Below are 13,123 nucleotides of genomic sequence, written 5' to 3' on the forward strand. Positions count from 1 at the left end.
AGATGTGTATAAGAGACAGGTATAAGCTTATCTTGTATAATTACTGTCATGTGTAAGCGTTTTCTATGGAGGTGTGAATTAATGGAAGAAAATCAGAAATGTCATGTCAACCAACTGATGTACACATTAATTGAACGCGTTCCGAATGATTTTAAATTTCACGGAGAAGCAGCGACTAATTTATTTTTAAATGATCAATTATGTTTGGAAGATGGGATAGAAATTTGTGTCAACAGAATGGATTTGTTGACTGTTTTAAGTGTAATTCCTCAAAATTATCGAATTAAGGGTTTGGATAAACATGGGAAAATGCTGAATTGTGAGAAACATCGTCTACATCAAAATCGCATCTGTAGAAGTTTATGAAAATGAAATATTATTACTCAATATAATTGTTTATGATGTATATAATGAAGAGTGGATGTTTCGATTAAATAATAATATTAGAATTCCTGAAAAACAAATATATTATCATTCATTAAAATGGAATGTGGATTATATAAAACCTGAAATAGTTTTAATGTATATATTACATGAACCTTTAAATCAAAAACAAGTTCAATACTATCGTCACTTAATAGATCGCATGAGTTATTATCAATTTATTACGTTAAAAGTGGCAGTAGGTGAAGATTTATTAAGAAAGGTACTTACAGAAAGAAGTACTTATCGTTAACACCTCATTAGAGAGGGGGGATAAGTACTTCTTCTTTACTTATTTTTGATAACAATGTTGATAGCACGCTTTGACTGCGTCATCGGCATCTTTAGTAGATATACCAAACATCATTGAGATTTCAGATGAACCTTGGTTAATCATTTTTAAGTTGATATTGGCCTGTGCGAGGGCGTCAGTGATTTTATTTGCTGTGCCTACCGCTGCACTCATCCCTTCACCGACAACCATTAAAATGGCCAAATCATTTTCAACACTTAACTCGTCGATTTCACAACGTTGACGGATTTCTTCTAATACTTTTTGTTCTTTTCCAACGAGTTGTGCTGAACGCATGATAATACTAATATTATCGATTCCAGATGGCATGTGGTCAAATGAAATATGATGTTTAGCCAAAATATCAAGAATATTCACTGTGAAGCCCACTTGTCTGTTCATTAAATATTTTTTTATGTTAATGCTTGTAAAGTTTTTATCACAACTGATACCGGTTACGACATTTTTTCGATCAATTTCTCGATCATGCACAATATAAGTCCCTGGATCATCGGGGCGATTTGTATTTTTAATAACGACAGGTATGCGGTAATGATAAAGAGGTTGTAATGCTTCGTCATGAAAGACGCTAAATCCTGCGTAAGATAATTCTCGCATTTCACGATAGGTGATTTCGTTAATGATTTCTGGTTTTGAAATCACTTTTGGATTTGCACGGTAAATTCCGGAAACATCCGTAAAGTTTTCATACAAATCAGCTTTAACACCTCGAGCAACAATGGCACCAGTAATATCAGAGCCACCGCGAGGGAATGTCACAATATGATTTGTTTCAGAATAGCCAAAAAAGCCAGGAATAATGATTTTTTTATCATAGTTTTTAAGTTGGTTGATTTGATCGTAACTTGATTCAAGAATTTGAGCATTACCCGGATCATCTGTCACAATAATACCCGCTTCTTTTGGTGACAAATACGTCGTTGGAATCCCTTGTTCATTATTATATGCAGCGATGATTTGTGCATTGAAATTTTCTCCTGAAGATTTCAGCGCATCTAATAAACGTGCAGGCTGGTCTTTTAATGTAGAAATATGGTGTTCTAATGTTTGATCGATTTCGTTTAGGACGTCTGTTTTGAGTGACAGTCCATCAATAATATCTTGAAAACGTGTTAATATTTCTTCTTTTTTATGTATATAATCTAACCCGTTAACTACTTTTTCGTACAACCTAATGAGAAGATCGGTTGTCTTGATATCATCATCATTCCGTTTACCAGGTGCAGAAACAACAATGATGCGTCTATCATTGTCACTGTTTACAATGTTTAAAACTTTTTTGATTTGTTCAGCAGACGCTACTGAACTTCCCCCAAATTTTGATACTTTCATAAATTTTGACAACCTTTCTTTAATGATGCTTTGCCTATTTAGTTTGATAAAGACTAATGGTAATATAAAGGTATATTTCTAAATTTTTAGAACTTTACAAACTTTGTGAATGAATTTATACTAAACCATATTTACATATATTTCAACTGTACTTGAATAATTTTTGAGAGAATTTAAGCGGAGGGATTTAGATGAAACAACTCAATGTTGCGTTATTAGGATTAGGTACTGTCGGTTCAGGTGTCGTAAAAATCATTGAAGAGAACCATCAACAAATTAAAGATACAATCCAAAAAGATATCCACATTAAACATATTTTGGTCCGAGACACATCAAAAAAACGTCCATTGAACATTTCTCGATATCACTTAACCGAGGATATCAATGACATTTTAAATGACAATGATGTCGATATTATTATTGAAGTAATGGGTGGGATTGAGCCGACTGTGGATTGGTTAAAAGCAGCATTGACTCAAAAGAAACATGTCGTTACAGCAAATAAAGATTTATTGGCTGTTCACTTACGTGTTTTAGAAGACCTGGCACAACAAAATGCAGTGGCGCTTAAATATGAAGCGAGTGTAGCTGGGGGTATACCGATTGTCAATGCAATTAATAATGGATTGAATGCAAATAATATCAGTAAATTCATGGGTGTCTTTAATGGTACTTCGAATTTTATTTTAACTAAAATGACAGAAGAAGGCACGCCTTATGAAGATGCTTTAAAAGAAGCGCAAGATTTAGGATTTGCAGAAGCCGATCCAACAGATGATGTTGAGGGAATCGATGCAGCGCGTAAAGTCGTTATTACTTCCTATTTATCATTTAACCAAGTCATTAATTTAAAAGATGTTGAAACTGAAGGGATTAGTGGTGTAACGACCCACGATATAGATGCTGCAAAAGCTTTAGGTTACAAGATTAAACTTATCGGGAAGGGTGCCTATGTCAACGGTAAAGTGGAGGCATCCGTGAAACCAACTTTAATTGCGCATTCACATCAACTTGCAGCGGTTGAAAATGAATACAATGCGATATATGTTATCGGAGACGCTGTAGGAGAAACAATGTTTTATGGAAAAGGTGCCGGCAGTTTAGCAACAGGCTCAGCAGTCGTGAGTGACTTATTAAATGTTGCACTTCAATTTGAGTCTGATCTTCATACATTGCCACCGCATTTTGAATTAAAAACTGATAAAACAAAAGAAATGATGGACGATGGCGAAACAGTAACGATAAAAGAAAAGGAAAGTTATTATTTAGTGATTAATACACCTGAAGTTTCACAAAAGCAAGTCGAAGCGACATTGAAAAGCAAGCTACCTTTTCATAAGTCTCTTCAGATTGAAACGTTATCGTCTAATAGTGTAGCAGTGGTTGTTGTTGGTGTTGATCAACATCCAACAACTTACGTCGAATCAGAAGAAGGCTATCACGTACAAAAAGTATATCCAGTTGAAGGAGTTTGATAAGAATGAAATTATGGAAAGGTCTTGTTGAAGAATATCAATCATTTTTACCAGTCACAGATGATACACCTAAAGTGACATTAAATGAAGGGCATACGCCTTTAATTTATTGCGATACAATTTCAGAAATGTTAGGTGTTGAACTCTATGTCAAATATGAAGGTGCCAATCCTACAGGTTCATTTAAAGATAGAGGTATGGTAATGGCAGTCACTAAAGCCAAGGAACAAGGGCGTAAAATTGTAATTTGCGCATCAACGGGGAATACATCCGCTTCGGCAGCCGCTTATGCAGCAAGAGCAGGTTTAAAAGCAATTGTAGTTATTCCAGAAGGCAAAATTGCATTAGGTAAATTATCACAAGCTGTGATGTATGGTGCAGAAATTGTTTCTATTGAAGGAAACTTTGACGAAGCTTTAGAAATCGTAAAAGAAGTAGCGCAGGACGGTGAAATTGAATTAGTAAACTCTGTCAATCCATACCGTATTGAAGGTCAAAAAACAGGAGCATTTGAAATTGTCGACCAACTTGAAGGACAAGCACCTGATGTTTTAGCGATTCCTGTTGGTAATGCAGGCAATATTACCGCATATTGGAAAGGATTTAAAACTTATCATGATGCAAATCAATCTGAATTGCCACAGATGTTTGGCTTTCAAGCAGAAGGCGCTTCGCCTATTGTGCAAAATAAAGTAGTGAAAAATCCAGAGACTATCGCAACGGCGATTCGTATTGGTAATCCTGCAAGTTGGGACAAAGCGGTACAAGCTATTGATGAGTCACATGGGCTCATTGATGCTGTCACAGACGAAGAAATTTTAGAAGCTTATCAATTGATGACGTCTAAAGAAGGTATTTTTAGTGAGCCAGCAAGTAATGCATCCATTGCAGGTCTGATTAAATTACATCGTCAAGGTCGACTCAAACAAGGTCAACGTGTTGTTGCGGTATTGACCGGAAATGGTTTAAAAGACCCAGACACTGCGATTGGTTTATTGGAGAACCCAATTCAAGCATTACCAAATAATAAGGAAAGTATTATTCAATATATTAAGGATGCGTTACAATGACAAAAAATAAATTGAGCTTGAAAGTTCCCGCATCGACTGCGAATCTAGGTTGTGGTTTTGATTCAATTGGTATGGCATTAAACAAGTTTTTATATATTGAGGCGCAAATCATTTCAGGCGAAAAATGGCGTTTTGTTCATGAAGGACCGCATTTGGTTGGTTTACCTGAAGATGAGGCGCACTATATGTATCAGATTGCTCAAAAAGTGGCGGATAAGTATCGAGTGACCTTACCTGCTTTAGAAATAAAAATGTTTAGTGATATCCCTCTAGCACGAGGTCTTGGCTCTTCGGCATCTGCACTTGTTGCTGCTTTATACATCGCCAATTATTTTGGAGACATAGAGTTATCTAAGTATGAGCTTTTACAACTTGCCACTAATATTGAAGGCCATCCTGATAATGTCGCACCGACGATTTATGGCGGATTAGTAGTGGGCTATCATAATGTAGAAACTCATATCACAAGTGTTGCACATATTGATGTACCAGATGTTGATTTTATTGTCACAATACCAAGTTATGAGTTAGCGACAACAACAGCACGAAAAGTGTTGCCAGAGACATTGACGCATAAAGAAGCGGTGAAATATAGCGCTATTAGCAATACAATGATAAGTGCGTTAATTCAGCATAATTATGTTCTCGCGGGTCAAATGATGGAACAAGATGGCCTGCACGAACCGTTTCGTCAACATCTCATTCAAGATTTTGATCAAATTAAAACAATTGCCCATCGCTATCATGCTTATGCCACTGTTTTATCCGGGGCGGGACCAACTATTTTAACAATGGTAAAAAAAGAAAACAGCGGTCCACTTGTGCGTGCATTACGCAAAGAAGTTAAAAGTTGTCATTCAGAATTAGCAACTGTTAATACAACAGGTGTGGTGAGTGACGTCATTCATCATTATTAAACATGTATCGTGTCGCGTTTGATTTACATATCAAATAAGATGGAAAGTTGAGATTGAAATATAATACATTTAGTCTAAAAGAGAATTTTAAATATAAGGTGCATAAATGTACTGTTTAAGAGCGCTTTTGTATGAAAGTTTGTACATACTTAGTCATCTTAGCTAGGGAAGGGTGAGACGAATCCAAATCGATTTCTGTCTCACTCTTCTTTATTATCTTCATTGATTCATTTGTACAATATAAAAGGGCTTTATTTGTTGTTACCAAACGGTTTTATTGTATATGTTCGGAAGACTATTGTAAGATATAAACAAGTTGAAAGGAGATTGTTAGATGAAAATTGAATTAATTGTAATGGATATGGATGATACGTTAATGACTTCTGAAAACCATCTTTCAGAAAAAACAAAATCTTATTTGCTTAATCTACAAAATGAAGGTTATAAACTTGCTTTAGCTTCAGGTCGTCCGACTGAAGGCATGTTACCGATAGCGAAAGAACTTAAAATGGATCAATATGGCAGTTATATAATGAGCTATAACGGTGCTCAAACAACAGATTTAGCCGCTAATGAAATTGTATCGAAAAAAGATATTGAGAAGGAAGAATTTGATAAAATTGTAGATTTTTGTCGAGAACGAAATTTATTTGTTCTTACGTATGATCACGGAAAGATTATCTATGATGGTGAACATGAATATATGAATCGAGAATCTGAACTGACTGGTTTAGAAATGGAAAAAGTAGATGATTTGAAAAGTTACATTCAAAAATCAGTTCCGAAAGTAATGGGTGTTGACTTTGAAGAAAACATTGAAAAAATAATTAAACAATTTGGAAATGAATTTAATAAAGCTATTGACATGACGACAAGTAAACCATTTTTCCTAGAATTCATGAGAAAAAGCGTTTCAAAAGGTGCAGCCATTGAAGCTTTAGCGGAGCGGTTGGATATTGATGTGAATCATATTGTTGCTTTTGGTGATAGTGCCAATGATATAGAAATGTTTAAAACTGCCGGTACTGCAATTGCAATGGATAACGCATCTGATGAAGTAAAAGAACAAGCAGATATGGTAACCAAAAGTAATGATGAGGATGGAATTCCATACGCGTTGGAGCAACTTATAAACAAATAAGCAACACTCGGACTCGTGAGATTTAATAGATTAAAGTCGTTTGTTGTTTTCATATAAAAATTTAAAAAACAACACAAGTCTTTAGATAACGATAAAACACATTGAAGATAAAGTGAAATTCAACTGTTATCGTTGTAACTTGTGTTGTTTTTTTATGGAACAAATTGATGATGCTATTTTGCAGTATGTGTCCACTCGTGTTTGCCACGATGACGTTTAATATGGGCATACACTTGATCCGCTGTATAGTCTAAGTTCGTATAGACCGTAATTGTGAATGCAGATTGATTCGCTTCAAACTCAGAGTCTAAATATAATTCTTTTAAATGTTGAAATAAATTGTTCATCTGATCATGGGTTAAGCTACTATATTCTCTTAATGTGCGTTTTGCTAACTGCCCATTTTTATTTTCTAAAGCTTGAACGACGATGACAAAACGTTCATCCGGCTTTAAAACATCATCGAAAAGGTTTGTTTGACCGACCATACAATAACCACCTTTACAATTTATTAACTTAATTATACATTATTTACCGATTTATAGTAAATGGGAGATAAATAGGTTTTCACATCAATATAGGGCAGTTAAAAGAGATAGTGGGATAAAAAGAAACATGGAGCGTGACTTTTTAAGTCTCACTCCATGATAGTGTATGATGACTACTGAAAATAGTCATCGTGTATAGGTTGTAATACAAAAAAGTGATTAAAGTGATATTTACGATTCACGATAGGACTCATGCTCACTTAAATCTATTTCTTCAAGAGGAATCACTTTTGTTTTATTGATTGCTTTGTGTACGAAATAAACAACAATTAGCACAATGATAGGTAAAAAGCTTTGAAGTAATTTAGAAACTTCAAAATGAACAATAGCTTCTGCTGAGCTACCAAATATTAAGAACAACAAGATTGCAATAACGATAATAGGTCCCACAGGGAAGAATGGTGCTTTATATGCAAGTAGTTGATCAATATTTTTATTTTGTTTCTTAATTGCACGTCTCATTCGGATTTGTGCAATTAAACTTGAGCCCCATACAAATGTGACAAGTGCACCAATAATATTTAGCAACCCAATGACGCTTTTTGGATTGTAGTTGGCATAGAGAGTAACAATCGCAATAAAAACAAAAGTTGTAAATAAAGCATTTAAAGGTAATTTTGAGCGATGATGAATTTTGCCTAAAAATTGAGGTGCTTGCCCATGTTGACTTAATGAATAAAGCATACGACTTGTAGTAAAAACACCAGAGTTAGCTGCTGAAAGTAATGAAGTTAAAATGACCGCATTAATGACAGAAGCAGCAAAAGCAATACCTACTTTGTCGAATACAATCGTAAATGGACTTTGCGCAATTGACCCATTTTCGTTGAGTAATGTAGGATCAGTATAAGCTAAAATGGCTGAAATGACAGCGATGGATAACACATAAAACAGTAAAATTCGCCAGAACACTTGTTTAATCGCTTTAGGCATAGATTCTCTCGGATTGTCAGATTCCCCTGCAGTTACCGCAACAACTTCAGTACCACCAACTGAAAATCCAGCAATTAACAGCACGCTTAAGAATCCTGAAATGCCTCCTACGAACGGTGCTTCTCCAACCGTAAAGTTTTTAAGACCATAGTAATGCCCACCTAGAATACCAAAAATCATTAAAATACCGAGTATTATGAAAATAATAATTGTAATGACTTTGATTAATGAGAGCCAAAACTCAGCTTCTCCAAAAGCTTTTACAGTGAATACATTAACTAAGAATAGTAATGTTAGAAAAAGCAAACTCCAAACAAGAGGTGAGAAGAAATGAAAGGTATCCCAATAACTAATTACATTAGATGCGACGATGACATCTACGCTTGTAACCAACGACCAGATAGTCCAATAAAGCCATCCCATCGTGAAACCAAGTGACGGATCAACAAAACGTGTTGCATAACTACTAAAAGCACCTGACACTGGATAAAATGTTGCCATTTCTCCGATTGATGACATTAAAAAGTACAACATAATACCTATAATTATGTACGCGAGAATGGCACCGCCTGGGCCAGCTTGTGCGATAACGCCACCGGTTGCTACAAACAATCCTGTTCCGATAGCGCCCCCAATGGCAATCATTGTGATATGCCTTGATTGGAGGGTTCTACTCAATTTCTTTTCTTCCATAAACAATTTCTCCTCATAATTTAGATTTTCATTTATTTTACTTCTAAAATAGTATAGTTTCAATAGGAATTTAAGACTTTAAAGTGATGAAAATAAGGTTTTTAGAGATATACGTTCAGAGTGGAATATGACAAATAGCATGGATGGCGTTAAAGTTACGATTCAGTTTTACTTTTACAAAATTAAAATAGTAAACGAACATTTCATTCAATGGTTTAAATAAAATATGAGGAGCCTCAAAATTTAAAATGGTATGTATTACAAAATAAATGCATTATGAAGATAATTTGAAGTGGCTCAATTGACCTAAGTAAGCCTTTAAAGCGCATAAAAAAAGTCAAATTACGTATTCGCGTGTGTAACGTAATTTGACTGGTGTCGTATTTTAAATAAAAGATAGGTATCCTGCTCTACTATCAAACGAGCCTAGGACATAAATAATTCAACTCAAAATTAATAATCAAATCGTTTAAATATAGAAATTCTCAATGAATGTCTAATTGCCTCGAAAGTATGACAAGGCAATGACACTTGTGATTTAAGTTAAAGAAATGATAGATTCATTTTCTTTTATACTTTATAATCGTAATGTTATGATATAAGCACTACGATTATTTAGTTTCTCTGTGTAAAGTATGTTTGTTTAATCTTGGGCAGTATTTCATCATTTCAATACGCTCAGGATTAGTTCGTTTGTTTTTAGTTGTGATATAGTTACGATCACCACATTCAGTACATGCTAAAGTAACGTTAACGCGCATGGGTAGGACCTCCTTTTCAAATTGAAACTATTACGATTTAATATTTTAGCATGTCACTCCATTTTTGCCAACTCTTTTTTACTTTTTTATATTTTAAAGGCTTGCGAATAGGGAAAAGAATGTGCTATGATGTAAAACGTAATAATTACGATTCAAAGGAGTTGTTCATATAAATGGCTAAGAAGTCTAAAATAGCTAAAGAGAAAAAAAGAGAAGAAATGGTCGCTAAATATGCTGAAATTAGAAGAGAATTAAAAGCAAAAGGTGACTATGAAGGTCTTAAAAAATTACCTAGAGACGCATCACCTACACGTTTAACTCGTAGATGTAAAGTTACAGGTCGTCCTCGTGGTGTTATGCGTAAATTTGAAATGTCTCGTATCGCATTTAGAGAACATGCACACAAAGGACAAATCCCTGGTGTTAAAAAGTCAAGCTGGTAAAACCGATCTCCCTTTATTTACTTTGTTTCCTAAAGATAGTATATTATCATAGGAATAAATATATAAAGGGGCTTTTTTTATGAAAATTTTTGACTATGAAGATATACAACTCATCCCTAACAAAAGTGTAGTTAAAAGTCGTTCAGAAATCGATACTTCCATTCAATTTGGACCGAAGCGTTTTAAATTACCTGTTGTCCCAGCAAATATGCAAACCGTGATGAATGAATCATTGGCAGAGTGGTTTGCTCAAAATGATTACTTTTATATCATGCATAGATTTGATGAAGCAGCACGCCTGCCATTCGTTAAAAGAATGCATGAAAAAGGATACTTTGCATCAATCTCAGTAGGTGTAAAACAAGGTGAATTTGATTTTATCAATCAATTAAAAGTAGAAGGTCTTTCTCCTGAGTATATTACAATCGATATTGCACACGGTCATTCAGATCAAGTTATTGAAATGATTCAGCATATTAAAAAACAATTGCCGAATGTATTTGTTATCGCAGGGAATGTAGGTACCCCTGAAGGTGTAAGAGAACTTGAAAATGCAGGTGCAGATGCTACAAAAGTAGGTATCGGTCCAGGTCGCGTGTGTATTACTAAAATTAAAACTGGTTTTGGTACGGGTGGATGGCAACTTGCAGCAGTGAATCACTGTAGTAAAGCAGCGCGTAAACCGATTATTGCAGATGGTGGTATTCGTACACATGGTGATATCGCCAAATCAATCCGTTTTGGTGCTTCAATGGTAATGATAGGGTCATTATTTGCTGCCCATGAAGAATCACCAGGGGAAACGGTTGAAATAGACGGTAAAACATACAAGGAATACTTTGGTAGTGCATCAGAATTTCAAAAAGGTGAACGTAAAAATGTTGAGGGTAAAAAAATGTTTGTCGAACATAAAGGTGCATTAAAAGATACCCTCACTGAAATGAAAGAAGACTTACAAAGTTCGATTTCATATGCAGGTGGAAAAGACATTGATGCGCTTAGAAAAGTAGACTACGTCATCGTTCGCAATTCTATTTTTAATGGTGACAGAGATTAAAGGAGCTGTTGATTATCCGTAAATTCCTTTTGTTTTTTCTTTTAGGATTGCTAATTATTCTTTTTGTCCCAATTCAACCGAGTACAGTAATATCTGATTTTGTAAAGCCAGCTAATGAAAAAATTGATCAACTCGTCGATGGCAAAACAAATGAAACCACGTTAAAAACACCAGAACAGCAAGTTTTTGCGATGAGAAATATTCAAATGAATATGACCAAAAAGCAAGTTGATGCAAAACTCGGGCAACCAGTTTCCAAAATAGGCAACGAATACGGTACGCGCTGGTATGTTTATCATCATGATTTTAATGAGTTTGTCATGGTCAGTTTTATCAATGATAAAGTACACGGGTTGTATACGAATCAAAATATGATTACTTCTAAAAATGGGATTAAATATGGAAGCCCTAAAGATTTTGTCCGTGAAAAACTAGGAACACCTGTAGATGAAATTAAAAAAGGTCATACCATTTATAAAAAAGAACAACAAGATTATGATATTTTTGATAAAGATGGCATCTACACGACTGCTTTCTATGATAAATATGACAACCATCAACTCATGGGATTGATGCAAATCAGTCATACGATGGAAAATAAATTAAAGGCGCAGTACGCTGCCCCTTCAAAATTTTTGAATGATAGTTTTGAAAAAGGTGATTATAACTTGTTAAATGCTACAAGAGTTCAAAAAGGCTTAAAGCCATTAGCTTATTCTGATTCTCTTGCGCAAACAGCTAGAAAACATAGTACTGATATGGCAAAAAATCATTACTTTGATCATAATGATTTAAGCGGTAAAACACCATTTGATCGTATTAAAGCTGATGGTCATCAATATCAAGTTGCTGCGGAAAACTTAGCATATGGTCAAACGAGTCCTATATATGCCCATCATGGATTAATGAATTCTAAAGGACATCGGAAAAATATATTAAATAGAAGTGTGAAAACAATAGGTATTGGTGTTGATTTTAATTCAGAGCGCCAACCGTTTTTCACCGAAAATTATATCGGTTAATGTTTGATGCTGAGATAAAGGGGAATAGCTTCTTTGGAAGTGATTAACAGTGAATATGATTTGGAAAAATGAAATTAATCAACAAAATAACTCCCCTTTAAATCAATCGGAAGATATTTTAGATCGTATAAAAAAATTACTTAATAAAAAATAAAAAAAAGCAAGCGACTAGTGAATGTGCTTCATTAAGTCGCTTGCTTTTTTTAGAAGGAGTGATCAAATGCCATTTTTACATTTCTCTGAATAAGCCAATAACTTTTCCGAGTACAGTGACATTATCTAAATAAATAGGTTCTAAACTACTATTTTCTGGTTGAAGACGGTATCTATTTTTTTCTTTATAAAATCTTTTTACTGTAGCCTCATCTTCATCAGTCATAGCTACAATGATGTCGCCATTTTCAGCGATTGATTGGCTTCTAACAATAACTTTATCTCCGTCTAAAATACCAGCTTCAATCATACTCTCTCCGATAACATTTAGGATGAATATTTGGCCATTATGTGTTGAAGTGAAATGTTCTGGTAATGGATAGTATTCTTCAACGTTCTCAATAGCAGATATAGGTGTCCCCGCTGTGACCTTACCAATGACAGGCACATAGATAGTTTCTTCCATATTTACAGGTTCTCCCATGAGTTCATTCACAATTTCTATGGCACGCGGCTTAGTTGGATCTCGTCGAATATACCCTTTTTCTTCTAATCTAGATAAATGACCGTGCACAGTTGAGCTAGAAGCTAAACCAACTGCTTCACCGATTTCTCGAACACTCGGTGGATACCCTTTTGTTTGCACGACATGCTTTATAAATTCAAATATTTCGCTTTGTCTCTTTGTGAGTTCTCTCATTTCGCACACTCCTTCTTCGTTTGGTTTGAGGTTAGTATAACATATTGATGAAATAATCACAAACGTTTGTTCGTTTTGGTGTTGACATAGAACATTCGTTCTGTTAGAGTGTTAATACAAACAAACGTTCTAGGAGTGATAG

At 34.7% G+C, this 13,123-nt stretch carries 14 protein-coding genes; 9 read left to right on the forward strand and 5 right to left on the reverse strand.

Translation table 11 applies throughout. The features are described 5' to 3' along the window. Positions 1 to 81: 81 nt before the first annotated feature. Together CD118_RS12175 and CD118_RS12180 are read left to right on the forward strand one after the other, a co-directional pair. Positions 82 to 366 (forward strand): hypothetical protein, encoded by a 285-nt coding sequence (locus tag CD118_RS12175; RefSeq protein WP_240621889.1) that lies wholly within the window; start codon positions 82 to 84, stop codon positions 364 to 366. Continuing rightward, entirely contained in the window at positions 320 to 676 is a 357-nt protein-coding gene (locus CD118_RS12180; protein WP_240621891.1) for a hypothetical protein, read from the forward strand. The genes CD118_RS12175 and CD118_RS12180 overlap by 47 nt, the downstream gene beginning before the upstream one ends. 39 nt (positions 677 to 715) lie before the next feature. On the opposite strand, the gene CD118_RS02325 is transcribed toward CD118_RS12180, so the two are convergent. Then, positions 716 to 2,068 (reverse strand): aspartate kinase, encoded by a 1,353-nt coding sequence (locus CD118_RS02325; RefSeq protein WP_103356185.1) that lies wholly within the window; start codon positions 2,066 to 2,068, stop codon positions 716 to 718. Between the two features lie 191 nt (positions 2,069 to 2,259). Between CD118_RS02325 and CD118_RS02330 the strand changes: the two genes are divergently transcribed. The 4 genes from CD118_RS02330 to CD118_RS02345 all read left to right on the forward strand — a co-directional run bounded on the left by CD118_RS02330 (position 2,260) and on the right by CD118_RS02345 (position 6,671). Then, positions 2,260 to 3,543 carry a homoserine dehydrogenase gene (locus CD118_RS02330; protein WP_103356186.1) on the forward strand — a complete coding sequence of 428 codons (1,284 nt, stop codon included), beginning with the start codon at positions 2,260 to 2,262 and terminating at the stop codon, positions 3,541 to 3,543. Positions 3,544 to 3,548: 5 nt separating this feature from the next. Continuing rightward, on the forward strand, positions 3,549 to 4,613 hold the full coding sequence (thrC, locus tag CD118_RS02335; protein ID WP_103356187.1) for a threonine synthase: 1,065 nt from the start codon (positions 3,549 to 3,551) through the stop codon (positions 4,611 to 4,613). Then, positions 4,610 to 5,530 (forward strand): homoserine kinase, encoded by a 921-nt coding sequence (thrB, locus tag CD118_RS02340; RefSeq protein ID WP_103356188.1) that lies wholly within the window; start codon positions 4,610 to 4,612, stop codon positions 5,528 to 5,530. Before thrC ends, thrB begins: the two co-directional genes overlap by 4 nt. A 334-nt stretch (positions 5,531 to 5,864) precedes the next feature. Beyond that, on the forward strand, positions 5,865 to 6,671 hold the full coding sequence (locus CD118_RS02345; protein ID WP_060829967.1) for a Cof-type HAD-IIB family hydrolase: 807 nt from the start codon (positions 5,865 to 5,867) through the stop codon (positions 6,669 to 6,671). A 173-nt stretch (positions 6,672 to 6,844) separates the two neighbouring features. Here the strand turns inward: CD118_RS02345 and CD118_RS02350 are convergent, their stop codons facing one another. From CD118_RS02350 to rpmG, 3 genes are all read right to left on the reverse strand, one after another. Then, positions 6,845 to 7,159, reverse strand: a complete 315-nt coding sequence (locus CD118_RS02350; protein ID WP_016424996.1) for a hypothetical protein — start codon at positions 7,157 to 7,159, stop codon at positions 6,845 to 6,847. A gap of 231 nt (positions 7,160 to 7,390) precedes the next feature. Further along, the gene (locus CD118_RS02355; RefSeq protein ID WP_060829965.1) at positions 7,391 to 8,845 is read right to left on the reverse strand and encodes an amino acid permease; all 1,455 of its coding nucleotides are present in this window, start codon (positions 8,843 to 8,845) and stop codon (positions 7,391 to 7,393) included. Positions 8,846 to 9,456: 611 nt separating this feature from the next. Beyond that, positions 9,457 to 9,606: a 50S ribosomal protein L33 gene (rpmG, locus tag CD118_RS02360; protein WP_014613994.1), complete on the reverse strand. Its 150-nt coding sequence runs from the start codon at positions 9,604 to 9,606 to the stop codon at positions 9,457 to 9,459. A 173-nt stretch (positions 9,607 to 9,779) separates the two neighbouring features. Between rpmG and rpsN the strand changes: the two genes are divergently transcribed. The 3 genes from rpsN (at position 9,780) to CD118_RS02375 (ending at position 12,128) form a co-directional block, all read left to right on the forward strand. Beyond that, entirely contained in the window at positions 9,780 to 10,049 is a 270-nt protein-coding gene (gene rpsN / locus CD118_RS02365; RefSeq protein ID WP_016424998.1) for a 30S ribosomal protein S14, read from the forward strand. A 79-nt stretch (positions 10,050 to 10,128) separates the two neighbouring features. Next, the gene (guaC, locus tag CD118_RS02370) at positions 10,129 to 11,106 is read left to right on the forward strand and encodes a GMP reductase (protein WP_060829964.1); all 978 of its coding nucleotides are present in this window, start codon (positions 10,129 to 10,131) and stop codon (positions 11,104 to 11,106) included. A gap of 5 nt (positions 11,107 to 11,111) precedes the next feature. Then, complete coding sequence (locus CD118_RS02375; RefSeq protein ID WP_169925584.1) at positions 11,112 to 12,128, forward strand: CAP domain-containing protein; 1,017 nt, start codon at positions 11,112 to 11,114, stop codon at positions 12,126 to 12,128. Positions 12,129 to 12,357: 229 nt separating this feature from the next. On the opposite strand, the gene lexA is transcribed toward CD118_RS02375, so the two are convergent. Beyond that, a complete protein-coding gene (gene lexA, locus CD118_RS02380) occupies positions 12,358 to 12,981 on the reverse strand; it encodes a transcriptional repressor LexA (RefSeq protein WP_016425001.1) in 624 nt (207 codons plus the stop codon). Positions 12,982 to 13,123: the final 142 nt, after the last annotated feature.

The organism is Staphylococcus coagulans, from assembly GCF_002901995.1.
Lineage (GTDB): Bacteria > Bacillota > Bacilli > Staphylococcales > Staphylococcaceae > Staphylococcus > Staphylococcus coagulans.